This is a genomic window from Pseudoalteromonas sp. BDTF-M6 (assembly GCF_018334135.1).
In the GTDB taxonomy this organism is placed as follows: Bacteria; Pseudomonadota; Gammaproteobacteria; order Enterobacterales; family Alteromonadaceae; genus Pseudoalteromonas.
On record NZ_JAGXTQ010000011.1, the window covers coordinates 17,641 to 34,175 of the forward strand.

The following is a 16,535-nucleotide window of genomic DNA, read 5'->3' on the forward strand; positions in this document are numbered from 1 at the left end:
TATGATGCGCGCAATTTTATCTACACACTTGGGGGTCATGATGATCAATCGCCAACTACCTTTACTCGATCTACATCGCCATTTAGACGGCAATGTACGCGCTACCACCATTCTCGAGTTGGGCCGACAGTTCAATATACAGCTCCCAGGTAACGACCTTGAGTCTTTGCGTCCGCATGTGCAGGTCGTTGAGATAGCCCCCGACTTGATGGCTTTTTTAGAAAAGCTCGACTGGGGCGTAAAGGTGTTAGGGGATTACGATGCCTGCCGTCGCATTGCCATCGAAAATGTTGAGGATGCCGTGGCACAAGGCATAGACTACACCGAGCTGCGTTTTAGCCCTTACTACATGGCGATGAGCCATAACCTGCATCCACAAGGGGTGGTTGAGGCCGTGGTCGATGGTATTCATAGCGCCGTGCGTGAGCACGATATCAAGGTCAACCTAATCGGCATTATGTCGCGCACCTTCGGACAACAAAAATGTCAGCAAGAGCTGGACGCCATTTTGGCCTTTAAAGAGCAGATGGTGGCGGTTGATTTGGCCGGTGACGAGCTTGGCTTTCCCGGTGACTTGTTTGTGGACCATTTTAAACAGGTGCACAAGGCTGACTTGCGTGCCACCGTGCATGCCGGTGAGGCACAGGATTCCAGCAGTATCTGGCAGGCCATTCAGGGCTTGGGGGCCGATCGTATCGGACACGGCGTCAATGCTATCCAGGACTCTAAATTAATGGATTACCTGCGTGATAACCGCATTGGTATCGAGTCGTGTCTGACCAGTAACGTGCTTACCAGTACGGTTGCCGATATTCACACCCATCCATTGAAGCGCTTCTTGGAGCACGGCATTTTGGCCTCGATTAATACCGATGATCCGGCGGTGCAGGGCATTGAGCTCGACAACGAATATCAACATGCCGCTTACCAAGCAGGCCTAAGCAAGGAAGATATCGAGTTGGCTCAAGTCAATGCGTTAGAAATCGCTTACTTAAGCGATGGCGATAAAGCCGCTTTAAAAACAAAAGCGGCCGCTCGCGAGGCATAATCAGGCAGCGCTACAGCTGCGGTAACTCTGTGAGAGCGCTTGTAATACCTGCGAGCGCTCCGCCATGCCGATGACTTTCCCTTGGTCAATAACTGGATAACGTTTGGGTAGATTGTGGCGGCGCATGCGCGCGGCTAAATCAAGTAAAGAGTCATCGAGCTGACAGGTAAGCACATCTTGGCTCATCACCTCACGTACCTGGATACGGCCATCACAAAAGTAGCTGTTGGTGGTCAGCGGCGCTAAGCAGTCTTGCTCCGATAAATAACCCAATAACTTTCCCGAGTCATCGGTCACCGGAGCACCAATCACCTGATGTTTAAGCAGTAAATCAATCGCTGCGGTGAGCTCAAGATCCGGGCTGATGGATAAAAAGGTTCGCTTGATAATATCAGAGACTTTGATATTGAACATGGTCGCACTCCTATTGTGGTTGATGGGAGTAGTCTAGGTTTGGCTGGTTGATAGGTAAAATGAATTAAAACTATTACTGTGTTCCAAAAAACAGAAAAGAGACCTAGGTCTCTTTTCTAACAGCGAAAGCTTAGTGGCGGTTTACTTGATAAAGGCAAAGGCATCCGCATACATATGTTCGCGCAGGGCACCGTGCTCGATAAAGTCATCGCGCACCGCGCCTATCATATCGAAACGTCCGGCCATATAAATTGCGTAGGGTTCTAACGACACTATGTCTTTCATCACCGCCTGATGTACTAAGCCGGTGTGGCCACGCCACCCGCCTTGCGGTTGCTCAACGACCGGGATAAAGGTGAAATGCGGGTTACTGGCAGCCCAGGCTTCCATTTCTTCTTTGGCGTACAGAGCATCTTCGTGCTTTACACCCCAGTAGAAAAATACCGGGCGGTCGCAGCCGACTTCGGCAAGGTGGTCGGCCATCGATTTAACATAGGAGAAGCCGGTGCCCCCCGCCAAAAGAACCAGTGGACGGTCGCAATCAAGACGTAGCTGAGATACACCCAGGCCCACTTCCAGCGTTGCCTGAGTGCCATTGGCAAGATGCTCTTTCAGGTGCTCAAGCGCCTGCATGGCGTAGGAGTCGGCACCCGAGGCGCCAATGTGTAACTCTATTTCATGCTGTTGGCTGGGGCGACTGGCGATTGAGAATGCACGCTTGTCTTTTTCCGCCAGTACCAATTGACAATACTGGCCCGCTTCAAATTGAGCCGCTGCATTTGGCTTCAAAATTACTTTGTAAACAAATTCTGTAAGTGGCGAAATGCTAAGCACATCCGCTTGTAATGTTTGCATGATTAACCTTGCTTCTTACTCTTAACTGCTAGCCTACCATAGAAGGCCAATAAACGGGCACCTAGTCTATGCCCAGTGAGTCCCATATTTCATCGACTCTTTGCTTGGTGGCCTCGTCCATCACTATGGGTTCGCCCCATTCGCGGTCTGTTTCACCGGGCCATTTGTTGGTTGCATCCATGCCCATTTTTGAGCCTAAGCCGGAAACCGGCGAGGCAAAGTCCAGGTAGTCGATTGGGGTATTTTCTACCAAGGTGGTATCGCGCGCCGGGTCCATACGTGTGGTAATGGCCCAGATCACGTCATTCCAGTCACGGGCATTGACGTCATCATCACAAACGATCACAAACTTGGTGTACATAAACTGGCGCAGGAAGGACCATACGCCCATCATCACCCTTTTTGCATGCCCGGGATATTGCTTCTTCATGGTCACCACCGCCATGCGGTATGAGCAGCCCTCGGGCGGTAAATAGAAATCAACTATTTCTGGGAACTGTTTTTGCAAAATGGGCACAAATACTTCGTTCAGTGCCACACCTAAAATGGCCGGTTCATCGGGTGGGCGGCCGGTATAGGTACTGTGGTATATGGGTTTTTCGCGGTGGGTAACATGGGTCACCGTCATCACCGGGAAATCATCGACCTCATTGTAATAGCCGGTGTGATCGCCATAAGGCCCTTCGGGCGCCAGCTCGTCCTGGGCGATATAACCCTCAAGCACAATTTCCGCACTGGCAGGCACCTGTAAATCGTTGGAAATCGATTTTACCACCTCGGTTTTGCTGCCACGCAACAAACCGGCAAAGGCGTATTCGCTGAGCGTATCCGGCACTGGCGTGACCGCACCCAAAATAGTGGCAGGATCGGCACCCAGGGCAACGGAAACCGGGTAGGGCTCCCCTGGATTTTCCTTACACCATTCCTGGAAATCTAGGGCGCCGCCGCGGTGCGATAACCAGCGCATAATAATTTTGTTTTTACCTAGCAGTTGCTGGCGGTAAATACCCAGATTCTGGCGCTTTTTGTAAGGTCCTTTAGTGACCGTCAGGCCCCAGGTAATAAGAGGCGCGGCATCGCCTGGCCAACAATGCTGTATGGGCAACTTGGTCAGGTCGACCTCATCGCCACTGAGTACCACCTGCTGACAGGGCGCCTTTTTCACTTCCTTGGCGGGCATATTGAGGACTTGTTTGAATACCGGGATCTGTCCAAGCGCTTCCTTAATGCCTTTAGGCGGCTCGGGCTCCTTGAGGAAGGCCAGTAGTTTACCCACTTCGCGCAACGCTTCGACGTTATCCTGACCCATGCCTAAGGCCACGCGTTCGGGTGTACCAAAGAGATTTGCAAGCACCGGAATATCATAGCCGACCGGATTCTCAAATAGTAAGGCCGGGCCTTGGGCACGCAAGGTGCGATCGGCAATTTCGGTCATTTCCAAATGGGTGCTAATGGGCTGGCTGATCCGCTTGAGCTCGCCGCGTTCTTCAAGCAACGCGATAAAGTCTCTTAAGTCTTTGTATTTCATTCCGCCTCTGTAAGCCTAGAGAGTTTGCAGCATTATACTTGATGGCGACGCAAAAGCGATCAATCACTGCGCTGGCACTGCCAGGTTTCGTCGTTGATCATTAGTATGCTGTTATCGCCCTTGCCCCAAAAGGTCAGTTCTCTATTACTGTACTTGGCACCGGAGGCGGCGCGCTCGCCATGCAGGGTATAGGTATCTTGATCTAAAGTCAGGGTTGCGCTCTCGGCGCCGAAGCGAACGCTGAAAGTGGCTCCCGAATCACAGCGGTAGTTTACCGCCACGGCGCGCTCTTCGGTTAAGGGCAACTCGTTGCAGGCGCTGAGCAGTATAGTGGCGGGTATTGCGAGAAAAAGTATCTTAGCCATTGTTTTGCTCCGCAATTGTGGACAACTTCAGTGTAGCGTATTAGCTTAACAAGGCACATTTAACACTGCAAAAGGAATGCCCATGGCTGGCGCAAGTTTACTGACCCTACTTGATGATATCACCGCCCTATTAGACGACATTGCCACCATGAGTAAGGTGGCGACCAAAAAAACCGCCGGCGTACTGGGGGACGATCTGGCCCTTAACGCGCAGCAGGTTTCGGGGGTGAACGCCGACCGCGAGTTACCCGTGGTCTGGGCGGTGGCCAAAGGCTCCATGCTCAATAAGGCCATCCTGGTGCCCGCGGCGCTGCTGATTAGCGCCTTTATTCCCTGGCTGATCACGCCGCTGTTAATGTTAGGTGGCTTATTCTTGTGTTTTGAGGGGGCAGAAAAGCTGGTTCACTCCAAGGAAGAGCAGCCGGAGCACCCGGCCCTGGCCGAGCCTCTGACCCCGGAAGCGGAAAAGGAAAAAATAAAGGGGGCGATACGCACCGATTTCATTCTTTCCGCAGAAATTATCGTGATCTCACTGGGTACGGTTGCGACCGCCAGTTTTATTCATCAGCTCTCAGTGCTGTCGGTGATTGCCGTGGTGATGACGGTGGGTGTATATGGCCTGGTAGCGGGCATCGTTAAATTGGATGACGCCGGGTTATATCTGCTGCAGCGGGGTGTTTCAGCTAAAAGCGCCATGAGTCGCGCAATGGGTCGTTTCTTGCTGACCTTGGCACCCTGGTTGATGAAGGCGCTGGCGGTATTGGGGACTATAGCCATGTTTCTAGTAGGTGGCGGCATATTGGTGCATGGGATTGTGCCCCTGCATCACCTTATTGTCCACTGGGGTGAGCTGGCCGGTCAATACGGTGGACTGCTTGAAACCTTGGTCGTCAATGGCGCCAATGGTATCGCCGGGCTTATCGCTGGATTCGTAGTCGTAATCGCACTACACTTGGTCAAGCTGCTGAAAAAATAACAATTTTAGAGAAGAAAGCCCGGCAAATGCCGGGCTTTTTTATACTTACAAATAGTTGGTAAGCATTATGGGCGCTAATCACAATGAGCCAAAGCCGCTTGTGCCTGGGCATGATCCTGCTGAGCCGCTTTGACAAACCATAGGCAGGCCTGCTTAAGATCTTCATTAACGCCATGTCCTTTTTGGTACATATCGCCAAGGTTGTATTGCGCCCAGCTGTCGCCTTGGTCGGCTCCTTCCTTAAACGCAGCTAAAGCTTCTTGCCAAGCGCCTTGGCGATAATATTCGATACCACGCTGGTTGGCCTTATTGAGCTTGACCCCTGAGTATAGGGGCTTGGGCTTGGGGAGGGGTCTAACGATGCCGCCGTTGATGTAGATATGATTGGGCCTGTGAGCGGCATAGAGTGCACCCGTTGCAAAGTAATCGGCAAGAGCCGCGCGTGAAAGGGTAAGTGGCTGTGTTGCAAAGTAGCCATTTTGCATCAGGTTATCCATGCGAATTGCTTTGCTGACCCCGTTCCTATTTTGGTAGCTTACCGCGCCGACTTTAACTGAGATCTGAGCCTCATCAACCGCATTTACTTGGAGCACCTTAAAGCCGGGACGCGCGGACTCACCAAGGGCCTGAAACAACTGTTGCTGATCGACTAAATACACATCATAAACCTCAGGGGCCGACAGGATGCTCTGTTGCTGCACCTTTTGTTCTTGTTGCTGGTGGTAAAAATAAGAACCGACCAAGAGTAATAGCCACACAGCCAGACTATGGTAGCTGAGCCAAAGAAGCCAGTGCTTCACGCCGTTTCGGGGGAGGCCCAAGGGGATTAATGGCAGGGGACCAAGATGAAGCAGGCTGTAGTCACCGGCGTGTCGGTTTAGATTGGTCGGGCGTAGCTGTGCCGCATTGGAGATGCCAATAGCCATGTTACTTCCTTGTCATTAAGAGAATGACTCCACTGTAAGCAAGGTATCGAATACGAGCAAAAGCGAATTGTAAGCTTATGTTACAAATAGCTTTTAATTAAAAGGCCACACAGACGTGGCCTTTTTATCATGCCCTTAGAAGCTAAATTGTGCGGCAAGTCGGAAGTTGGTGCCTTCACCTACGGTGACATTATTGACACCGCCACCGGCCAAATAATCGGTATCGAAAAGGTTTTCGATATTCAAGCGCAGATCCACATCATTGCCGGCGAGCTTGATGGCATAGGTGGCACCGACATCGACGCGGGTATAGGCGTCTTTTTCTATCTGGTTATCGCTGTCGGCAAAGCGTTTGCCGGTGTAGAAGAGCCCGGCATTGAGCGCCAGTGCTTCGGTGACTTCATAGCGTGACCACAATGAGGCCGACCATTTCGGTGCATCTGCCGGGGTGTTTCCTTCCAGGGTTTCATCACGCTCGTAGTTGGCATCCAGATACATGGTTGAGGCCATGACAAAGAAGCGGTCGCTCAGGGCACCTTGGGCGGCTAACTCGGCACCCTTATGGCGCTGCTCGCCCACTTGCGTGGTGATGGTGTCATAATCCGGATGCTCCACCAACTCGCTAACCAGGGTGCCTTTCTTACTAATATCAAAGAGTGCACCGGTGAGCAGCAGGCGATCATCAAATAATTGCCATTTCGCGCCTATCTCCATTTGCTCCGAGGTGATGGCATCGAGTTTCATATTATGGTTTTTATCACTTTCATTAATAAGGCGCTCCGAGCCCTGAGGTTCAAAGCCCTCTGAGTAGCTGGCATACAAGGTTGCATTGTGGTGCGGGTGATACAGCAGGCCAACCTTAGGCAGCACTGACTCGTTGTCGGCGCCTTCTTTATTCTGTTTATCATAGCGACCACCGAGGGACAGCTGCCACTGGGGATTCAAGGTGATCAAATCCTGGATATAGATGCCGTAGTAGTCGTACTCGTTGCTGCTTAAACTGGTATCGCTTTTATAGCTGATGTCGGGGCGGCTCGGTTCCGTTTGGCCAGGGATAAAATCGATGGCATCGGCACTGGTGCGCAGTTGGCCATAGTAATAATCCAGGCTATTGGCACCAATCAAAAGCTGATGCTGTATTCCGGCAAGTTGGAAGTCACCGATAAGGTCGATATAGGCGGTGGTAAATTGCCAGTCGTCAAAGCGATCATAGGGGCGCGAGTTATAGCTGTCACCGAGTTGATAATCACCGGGTTTACGTGGTGCCGACTCGAAGCGTTGGCGCTCGAAGGTTTGTTCGTTATAGCCGAGCTTAAGTTGCCAGTTATCATTGAGGTAGGTACGTACATCCAGGCCGAGGTTTTCAACCTCAATATCGGTAAAGGCCCAGGAAAAGTCGTAAATGGTTTTATCATCGCCAATCAGCTTGCCTTGCTCATCTAGCCAGGCACCGGTGTCGAGACCGGTTTTGTCGTCGGTGCGATCATAGTGAACACGGATCAGGGTATCTTCGCTTAAGTCGTAATCAACGACCAGGGCGCCGAGAAAGCGGTCGCGCTCACGTGCGTCGCCATTGGCGTAATCACGCCAGAAATTAACGTCTTGCTTAACCACAATACCTCTGCCGCGCAGCGTTTCATCGTTGTTAAGAGCCGAGCTGGCATCCAGCATAAAACGCGTTGAGCCATGTTGATCAACGTCGGCGCTGAGATTAACAAAGCGATTTGCACTTGGCTTCTTGGTAACCATATTAACCAAGCCGCCAGGACCGGACTGACCATATAAAATGCTTGCAGGGCCCTTGATCACTTCAACGCGCTCTAAGATCTCAATGGGCTGTTGGTAGTGTGACCAGTGCTGGTGGCCATCGCGCAGGTAGCCGGTTGCGGAGCTTAGGCTGAAGCCGCGCATATTGAAGGTTTCCCGGTTACGCTGTTTTGAACCCGAGGTTAGGCTGGCATCGTTACTTAAGACCTCACCCAGGGTGGTGGCCAGCTGCTCATTGACTATGGTTTCTGGGATCACGGTCACCGACTGGGCCGTCTCTAACAGTGAGGCATCGGTGCGCATGGCGCCGGAAGCGCTGTCGACCTTATAATCATTGAAATAACTGCCGATCACTTCAATGGTTTCTATTTGGGTTGCCGCTAGGCTTGGCGTAGATAAGACACTGAGAATAATGAGTGAAAGAGGGTGGCGCGTCATTGCGTAAGATCCTAAAGAGTTGTTAAGAGTTATTGTGAATGCGCATGCTATTGCAAATGATTATCAATTGCAAGTGTTGAAGTGTTATTCATGTTTTCATTTTTAATGCATTCGAAAGGGACCTATCTCTTTAGACTATTTAAGTAAATCAATAACTTCGTTGATAAATGGGCTATAATTTGCTCTTTTAGACAGGGGGCGCTTCAAGCACCCTGGCAGGCGAGTGGCATAGGTTAATAGTCGTAATAAAGTTGAATATGCCCGCTGGATATGAATAAATAGCAAACACTCGCAATACGTTGAGGCTATTTCTATAAAAGCGAATGCCAACAAGGATAGGCGGTGGCACGAGCGTTAGTGATAGCAATGCGAATCGAAAGTGATGCTATTTATGTCTCAAGTAATAAATACGCTAGGGTATGGCAGCTATGCTCTAGTACAAAGCCAAAGTGGAAGAAAGTAATGTCGCAAAGGAAGGTCAGCTTTTATCTCATCATGAGCGCTATTGTCGTGGCCGCTTTGTCTCTTTCCCCCTATCCCAGCTATGCTGCCAACACCGCGCTAGAGCAAATCCAGAGTGAACCCAAAGAGCAACAACTCGATAGTGCCATAACACGTTTAAGTGAGCCCCTAGCGGATAGTGAAAAGTTGGCGCTGACCGTGTTCGTCGCCGAGCACTATTTTGCTAAGGGTGATTACCAAAAAGCGACCCGGTATTTTTTGCGCGCGGAGCAGTTATCCGCCGATAGAGAACCTCCGGTACGCCGTGCCGATTATGCGAAAAAGCAGGGTATAGCCAATTATTACCGTGGTCATTACCTCAGTGCCGTGGAGGATTACTCCCGAGCATTACAGATACTTGAGCAAGCCAATGAACCGCTGCTACAGGCCCATTTATACAATAATATCGGCTTGGCCTTGATGCGCGCGGAGCGCTTGGAGCAGGCCATTGACTATTACGGCAGTGCCAAAGCCTTGTATGACGAATACGGCTCGGAGCAGGATAGGGTCGATATTATTCACAATATTGCTGGCGCCTATATCAGTGCCGATCGCTTCGATGCCGCGTTAGAAATGTATGGGACCGTGGGGGATGCCTTTACGCGCTTGGGCGATACAGCCGGGCTGGCACAAATGCAGTCTAATCTCGGCATTATTTACCGCAACCTCGGGCAGCTTGACGCCGCCGCCGAGCAATATCAGTTGGCGTTGGCGAACATTGCCAAGACCAATGATTCTTTAAGCTTGCATAACACCTTGATGAACTTGGCCGACTTGTATTTCTTTCAAGGCCGTTTTGATGACTCCCTGGCTACCTTAGAAGAAGCGAAGGCGCAGCTTGAGGTGATCGACTATTTCCCCGGGCTCATTACCGTACAAGAGATCACCGCCAAGGTGCTGTATGGCAAGGGTGAGTACGAGCGCGCCGAAGCAGCCTTAGTACAGGCCTATGCGTTGGCGCGCCAGAACAACAAGGACGATGAGTCGCTCAATACCTATTTAATAGAACTGCTGCTGGTGGCCGCCAAGGGGGATACACAGCAGGCCTTGGTACTGTTTGAAAAATATGAGCGTGAACGCGATCTAGCCGTCAGTCATGCCATTGCCAGTCGCCTCAATGACTTCCATGCTAAATACAATACGACCCAGTTGCAGCGTCAGGTGGAATCGTTGCAGCAGCAACAAGAATTTGAACGTATGGCGGCGCGCCAACGCAATCAATTTACCTGGCTGGTCTCTGGGTTACTGTTACTGACCTTGATCATCGGGGTGCTCTTGTATCGTCGTGCCACCGAGCGCAGGGCCAATGCCATCTTGGAAGAAAAAGTACGCCTGCGCACCCAGGAGCTAGAAACCCTGGCGCAACAGCTGAGTTCAGCCAATGAAATAAAAAGCCAATTTTTGGCTAATATCAGTCATGAGATCAGAACGCCGCTGACGTCCATTATGGGCCAGGCAGAAGCCATTATTCATGGCGAGGTACGTGGCGCAGATGTCGCCAAGGAGCTGCAGGTTATTTATAACAACAGCCAGCACCTGGGTGAGCTGATCAATGATGTGCTGGATTTAAGTAAGATCGAGGCCAATAAGCTTGAGCTTAATATTGCTTTGGTAAGTCTGGATTCGCTGCTCGCCGATATTAATGCCATGTTTGCTCCCAGCGCCCAGCAGCGAGGGATTGGCTTTTGCATCGACAACCAGCTGGCGGCCAACAGCGGTGCCGAGCTGGACTATATTCGTGTCAAGCAGGTACTGGTTAACCTATGTTCCAATGCCATTAAGTTTACCGAGCAGGGGGCTGTGACCCTCAAGGTCAGCGGCAAGGAAAATGCCCTGGTATTTTGTGTTGAAGACACGGGGATTGGCATCGCCGAGGACAAGCTAGAAGCTATTTTTACCACCTTTAGTCAGGGAGATAACTCCATTAGCCGACGCTTTGGTGGCACCGGACTGGGCTTGAGTCTGTCGCAGCAATTGGCGTGCATCATGGGTGGTCAAATTACCGTGACCAGCACCTTGGGCAAAGGCAGTTGCTTTTGCTTTAAACTTCCCTGTCAGCACAGCCCATTGACGAGCGATGTGCAGGCACAGCAACCGCCTTGTTATACTTCCAGCTTTAACGGCAGCGTGGTACTGGCTGAAGATCACCCGGATAACCGTCGCCTGATTGAGCGCACCTTGGAGAATTTGGGAGTGACAGTCTACAGCGCCGAAAATGGTGAACAAGCGGTGGAGTTGGCGTTGAAACATAACCCGGATCTGGTGTTGATGGATATTCAGATGCCAATACTGGATGGTTTAGGGGCGCTGTCCTTGTTGCATCAATGTGGTTTTAGTAACCCCATTATTGCCTTAACCGCCAACGCCATGACCCATGAAATCGCTCATTATAAGCAGGCAGGCTTTGCCGGGCATCTGGCTAAGCCGATAGATAAGGCGCAGTTTTGCGCCGTGTTAGAGCGTTACCTGAGCATCAACGAACAAAAAGAGGGTTACCGTGAGGTCGATATGAGTGACCTGCGTCGCAGTTTCGCGCAAACTCTGCCGGCGGAAATCGCCCTGCTTAAAGCGGCGCAGCAGCGCGACGATATCGCCGCCGTGGCCAAAATAGCGCACCGCCTGGCGGGAGCGGCAAAGATGTTTGCCGACCAGGAGCTGGCCCAACTGCTGAGCGACATTGAGCGCGCCGCCAAATTCCAGGACGTTGAGCATATCAGCGAACTGCTGCACGATCTGGCGATGCACGATACCGAGTCGGGGCGTTAGCAGCAAAGAGACACAAAAAAGCCACTGTCATTGCAGTGGCTTTTGTTTAACTCATAAGCAGGCTTATTTGCGCTTCATTGAGTCGAAAAATTCGTCATTGGTCTTACACATGGCCAGCTTATCGATTAAGAATTCCATGGCATCGATTTCCGACATGTCATGCACAATCTTACGCAGGATCCACATTTTCTGTAGCTCGTCCGGTTTAGTTAGCAACTCTTCGCGGCGAGTACCAGAGCGGTTGAAGTCAATCGCTGGGAATACGCGTTTCTCGGCAATCTTACGGTTCAGGTGAAGTTCCATGTTACCCGTACCCTTGAACTCTTCGTAGATAACTTCATCCATTTTTGAGCCAGTATCGATAAGCGCGGTGGCGATGATGGTCAGGCTACCGCCTTCCTCAACGTTACGTGCCGCACCGAAGAAGCGCTTCGGTTTATGTAGGGCATTGGCGTCAACACCACCGGTGAGTACTTTACCCGATGACGGGATCACCGTGTTGTAGGCTCGTGCTAAACGGGTAATTGAATCCAGTAGGATGATCACGTCTTTTTTATGCTCAACCAGGCGTTTTGCCTTTTCGATCACCATTTCCGCAACTTGTACGTGACGGCTGGCCGGCTCGTCGAAGGTTGAGGCAACAACTTCGCCTTTTACCAGACGCTGCATTTCCGTTACTTCTTCCGGGCGCTCATCGATAAGCAATACCATCAGCTCACAATCAGGATGGTTATAGCTAATAGACTGGGCAATATTCTGTAGCAGCATGGTTTTACCGGCTTTCGGCGGGGCAACCAACAGGCCGCGCTGGCCTTTACCAATTGGCGCTGCAAGGTCGAGAACACGGGCGGTAATATCTTCGGTACTGCCGTTACCGCGCTCCATGCGCAAACGTTCGTTGGCATGCAGTGGTGTTAAGTTCTCGAATAAAATCTTGGTGCGTGAGTTTTCCGGCTTATCAAAGTTAACTTCGTTAACTTTAAGCAGGGCAAAATAGCGCTCGCCGTCTTTAGGTGGGCGAATTAGACCGGCAATGCTGTCGCCCGTGCGCAAACTGAATCGACGAATTTGGCTTGGAGATACATAAATATCGTCTGGACCGGCAAGGTACGAAGCTTCTGAGCTACGTAAGAAACCGAAACCGTCTTGCAGGATTTCTAATACACCGCCACCGTAAATATTTTCGCCGCTTTTTGCGTGCGCTTTCAGGATGGCAAAGATAATGTCTTGTTTTCTTAGGCGGGCTACGTTTTCTAGGCCCATAGACTCGGCTAGGTTTACAAGCTCTTTTATAGACTTGTCTTTCAGTTCGCGTAAATGCATATTGGTGGGTTCTTTAACTATTTATCGTCTCGAAATGGAAGTACTTCGAGTGAGGTTATTTGGATAAACTTGGAATTGTTGGGGTTATAAACTAGCAGCTCAGTGGCTTATCGTCCAGTCTTTATACAAAATGTCATATAAAAAAAGGGCGAGCGCCCTTTTTTTATAATCGATGCTTAGATGTTGTTTTCTAAGAACTCAACTAGCTGAGCTTTAGAAAGTGCACCTACTTTTGTGGCGGCAACCTGACCGTCTTTGAACAGCAGTAAAGTTGGAATACCGCGGATACCGAACTTAGGCGGTGTGCCTGCGTTTTGGTCGATATTCAATTTGCCGATAGTCACTCGGCCTTCAAACTCGCCAGCTACATCGTCAAGAATAGGGGCAATCATTTTACAAGGTCCGCACCACTCAGCCCAAAAGTCGACTAGTACAGGCTTGTCTGATTGCATTACGTCAGCCTCAAAGCTGTCGTCTGTTAATTGGATAATTTTATCGCTCATCACGCTCTCCGTTAAATTTGGCGAATTTATTTAGTGCGTATTTAAACACTCTTGTTTCTTATTGCAAGTTTAAGCGTTATGCTTTATCGCTATGAATAAGACACATTTAACCGATAAAAAATTTGCAGACTTTGCTTTAGCTCCGGAGGTGGTTGCCGGATTGCAAGCAAGTGGCTTTGAATACTGCACGCCTATTCAGGCGAAGTGTATGCCCTATGTTGAGGCTGGCCGCGACATTGCGGGCCAAGCGCAAACTGGCACAGGTAAAACACTGGCGTTTCTTACCGCCACCTGTCATCACTTATTGCAGAGTCAAAAGCCGTCGGGTCAGCAACCAAGAGCCCTGATCATGGCTCCCACACGGGAGCTTGCGATTCAGATCCACAAAGATGCAAAAATCTTAGCACCGCACTGTAATCTTAAACTAGGTTTATTATATGGTGGCGAAGATTACGAAAAACAACGGGCGCAGCTAGAAAAAGGTGTCGATATTTTAATTGGTACCACGGGACGCCTGATCGACCTGTATAAACAAGGGTGCTACACCCTTAACGACATCGAGGTTGTGGTACTGGATGAAGCGGATCGCATGTTCGACCTCGGCTTTATCAAAGATATCCGTTATATGTTCCGCCGTATGCCTGAAGCGACCGAACGTCTAAATCTGCTATTTTCGGCAACCCTGTCTTATCGTGTTCAAGAGTTAGCATTCGAGCACATGACCAACCCGGAGCATGTGCAAATTGAGCCGGATGTGAAAACCGGCAAGCGTATCGAGGAAGAGTTGTTTCATCCGTCACAAGACGACAAAATGAAGCTGCTGCTCACCTTGATCGAAGAAGAATGGCCAGAAAAAGCCATTGTCTTTGCCAATACCAAGCACGTTTGTGAAAAGCTGTATGCCTGGTTAAAGGCGGATGGTCATCGCGTCGGCCTTCTTACCGGTGATGTGAATCAGAAAAAGAGACAAGCAACTTTGGCGCAGTTTGCCAAGGGCAGTCTGGATCTTTTAGTTGCGACGGATGTTGCTGCGCGTGGTTTGCATATTCCTGAAGTAAGTCATGTGTTCAACTACGACCTTCCGGATGATTGCGAAGATTACGTGCATCGTATTGGCCGTACCGGTCGTGCAGGGGCATCGGGCCATGCTATCAGCTTTGCCTGTGAGCAATACGCCTACAACCTGCAAGAGATTGAAGACTATATTGAGCACAATATCCCGGTGTCTCATTATGATAAAACGGCGCTGTTGGATGATCTTACGGTTCCTAAAACAATTAAACGTCGTGAGCCGCAAGGGCGTTCACGAGGTAAAAACCAAGGACATGGGCAAGGTCGTCGCCGCCATGGGCAAGGACGTTAGCCTACTAGCATGACAACACGTCGCTACGGCGTGCAAGCTTGGCCCCGGGCCAAGCTTTTTTAGAGGTAAGTACGTGGTGAATTCTTCTCTCCAAGATGATTTATATGCGGTAATCGATCTTGGCTCCAATAGCTTTCATATGTTGATTGCCAAAACAGTGGCAGGCTCGCTACAGACCATAGGCCGGGTAAAGCGCAAGGTGCGTTTGGCTGCGGGGTTGGATGGCAGCATGCAACTGAGTCAGGAAGCAATGGAGCGTGGCTGGGAGTGTTTAGCCCTATTCGCCGAGCGGTTGCAGGATATTCCCGCAGCTCAGGTGCGCATCGTCGCTACTGCAACGTTACGCTTGGCAACAAATGCCGATGAGTTTCGCCATCGCGCCGAACAAATCCTCGGTCATCCTATCAATGTGATCAGCGGTGAAGAAGAAGCGAAAACCATCTACCAGGGTGTGGCACATACGTCGGCTTGTTCCGGTAAGCAGTTGGTAATTGATATTGGCGGCGCCAGTACAGAAATAGTCATAGGCGAAGGCCAACAAGCCATTCATTACACTAGCTTGCATATGGGCTGCGTAACTTACCTTGAGCACTACTTTAAAGATGGTTTGCTCAGTGATAGCAACTATGACAATGCCATCAAGGCGGCTAAACAAACCCTGCAACCCATTATCGCTTTGTATAAAGCGACCGGGTGGGACTATGCTGCCGGGGCCTCCGGTACGGTTCAGGCTATTCAGGAAATCATGATTGCCCAGCGCCAAGATGAAACCCTGACACTGGATAAGCTACTTGATATCCGCCAATTAACAACCCGGTACGCATCTATCGATCAGCTTCAACTTCCGGGGTTGAGTGAAGAGCGCCGTTTAGTCTTTGTTTCAGGGCTCGCCATTCTTATAGCCATCTTTGAGAGTTTGCAGGTCAGTGCCATGGGCTTAGCCGGCGGTGCTCTGCGTGAAGGTGTGCTTTATAGCATGGTGCCGCAATTGCAGCGCCAGGATATTCGCCAACGCACCATAGACAGTTTTATTACTCGCTATCATGTGGATCGTGGGCAAGGCGAACGGGTTGCCTGTATTGCTAAACTATTATTAGCGCAATTAAGTAAGCCCTGGCAACTTAGCGAGGCGGATCATGGGTTATTGACCGCTGCAGCCATGTTGCATGAAGTAGGTTTATTAATTGAATATAAGCAATACCCAAAGCATGGTGCCTATATCATCAGAAATACCGATATGCCCGGGTTTACCAAACAACAGCATAACCTAGTGGCAAAACTAGTTCGTTTCCATAAGGGCGATGTATTAGCCGGTGACTTCGAATCTCTGGGTGCTCATGAAAATCTGGCTGCCCAGTTAGTACGGTTATTACGAGTAGCGGTAATTCTATCAATGCGCCGAAAAAATGATGTTTTGCCCGAGCTGGTAATTAAAGAACATGATAATGCGTTGACACTCTATATAGATAAGCAGTGGTTAGATGCGCATCCCCTGATGTTCAGTGAGCTACAGCAAGAGTCCCTCTACCAGCGAAAGGCTGGATGGAAACTGACCATTAGCAATTAAAACCCCACCAAAAAGCCACCATTAGGTGGCTTTTTGTATGTTTTTGAGTCGTTATGCTCAATTTAACTGCAAACGATCTATTTTTTGCAATTTTCTTCAAAAAAGGGCTTGCGTCGAAATCGAATCTCCCTATAATGCGACCCCACTGAGACGGCAGGCAGCAACGCATAGCGAGGCGCTAGCGACTCAGGGAGT

13 protein-coding genes are annotated in these 16,535 nt (G+C 50.2%); 5 read left to right on the forward strand and 8 right to left on the reverse strand.

The features are described from left to right. The first annotated feature begins 40 nt into the window (after nt 1-40). The gene (gene add / locus KD147_RS16615) at nt 41-1,048 is read left to right on the forward strand and encodes an adenosine deaminase (RefSeq protein ID WP_212548578.1); all 1,008 of its coding nucleotides are present in this window, start codon (nt 41-43) and stop codon (nt 1,046-1,048) included. Here add and KD147_RS16620 read toward each other — a convergent pair whose 3' ends face one another. The 4 genes from KD147_RS16620 to KD147_RS16635 form a co-directional block, all read right to left on the reverse strand. Then, nucleotides 1,049-1,462 carry a CBS domain-containing protein gene (locus KD147_RS16620; RefSeq protein ID WP_212548569.1) on the reverse strand — a complete coding sequence of 138 codons (414 nt, stop codon included), beginning with the start codon at nt 1,460-1,462 and terminating at the stop codon, nt 1,049-1,051. A gap of 141 nt (nt 1,463-1,603) precedes the next feature. Beyond that, on the reverse strand, nt 1,604-2,317 hold the full coding sequence (gene fre / locus KD147_RS16625; protein ID WP_212548570.1) for an NAD(P)H-flavin reductase: 714 nt from the start codon (nt 2,315-2,317) through the stop codon (nt 1,604-1,606). 61 nt (nt 2,318-2,378) lie between these two features. Continuing rightward, a complete protein-coding gene (ubiD, locus tag KD147_RS16630) occupies nt 2,379-3,845 on the reverse strand; it encodes a 4-hydroxy-3-polyprenylbenzoate decarboxylase (protein ID WP_212548571.1) in 1,467 nt (488 codons plus the stop codon). A gap of 59 nt (nt 3,846-3,904) precedes the next feature. Next, a complete protein-coding gene (locus tag KD147_RS16635) occupies nt 3,905-4,210 on the reverse strand; it encodes an MliC family protein (protein WP_212548572.1) in 306 nt (101 codons plus the stop codon). 82 nt (nt 4,211-4,292) lie between these two features. Here KD147_RS16635 and KD147_RS16640 point away from each other — a divergent pair, with 82 nt between their 5' ends. Continuing rightward, nucleotides 4,293-5,186 carry a DUF808 domain-containing protein gene (locus KD147_RS16640; protein ID WP_212548573.1) on the forward strand — a complete coding sequence of 298 codons (894 nt, stop codon included), beginning with the start codon at nt 4,293-4,295 and terminating at the stop codon, nt 5,184-5,186. A 74-nt stretch (nt 5,187-5,260) separates the two neighbouring features. On the opposite strand, the gene KD147_RS16645 is transcribed toward KD147_RS16640, so the two are convergent. Together KD147_RS16645 and KD147_RS16650 are read right to left on the reverse strand one after the other, a co-directional pair. Further along, nucleotides 5,261-6,112, reverse strand: a complete 852-nt coding sequence (locus tag KD147_RS16645; RefSeq protein WP_212548574.1) for an SEL1-like repeat protein — start codon at nt 6,110-6,112, stop codon at nt 5,261-5,263. 135 nt (nt 6,113-6,247) lie between these two features. Beyond that, nucleotides 6,248-8,317, reverse strand: a complete 2,070-nt coding sequence (locus KD147_RS16650) for a TonB-dependent siderophore receptor (RefSeq protein WP_212548575.1) — start codon at nt 8,315-8,317, stop codon at nt 6,248-6,250. Between the two features lie 462 nt (nt 8,318-8,779). On the opposite strand from KD147_RS16650, the gene KD147_RS16655 reads away from it, so the two are divergent. Continuing rightward, nucleotides 8,780-11,584, forward strand: a complete 2,805-nt coding sequence (locus tag KD147_RS16655) for an ATP-binding protein (protein WP_212548576.1) — start codon at nt 8,780-8,782, stop codon at nt 11,582-11,584. Nucleotides 11,585-11,647: 63 nt separating this feature from the next. Here the strand turns inward: KD147_RS16655 and rho are convergent, their stop codons facing one another. Both rho and trxA read right to left on the reverse strand, forming a co-directional pair. After that, entirely contained in the window at nt 11,648-12,907 is a 1,260-nt protein-coding gene (gene rho, locus KD147_RS16660; protein WP_105253525.1) for a transcription termination factor Rho, read from the reverse strand. A gap of 176 nt (nt 12,908-13,083) precedes the next feature. Further along, nucleotides 13,084-13,410: a thioredoxin TrxA gene (gene trxA / locus KD147_RS16665; RefSeq protein ID WP_105189420.1), complete on the reverse strand. Its 327-nt coding sequence runs from the start codon at nt 13,408-13,410 to the stop codon at nt 13,084-13,086. 91 nt (nt 13,411-13,501) lie between these two features. On the opposite strand from trxA, the gene rhlB reads away from it, so the two are divergent. Both rhlB and gppA read left to right on the forward strand, forming a co-directional pair. Further along, entirely contained in the window at nt 13,502-14,773 is a 1,272-nt protein-coding gene (gene rhlB, locus KD147_RS16670) for an ATP-dependent RNA helicase RhlB (RefSeq protein WP_105189421.1), read from the forward strand. Between the two features lie 76 nt (nt 14,774-14,849). After that, on the forward strand, nt 14,850-16,340 hold the full coding sequence (gene gppA / locus KD147_RS16675; RefSeq protein WP_349304707.1) for a guanosine-5'-triphosphate,3'-diphosphate diphosphatase: 1,491 nt from the start codon (nt 14,850-14,852) through the stop codon (nt 16,338-16,340). The last annotated feature ends 195 nt before the right edge of the window (nt 16,341-16,535 follow it).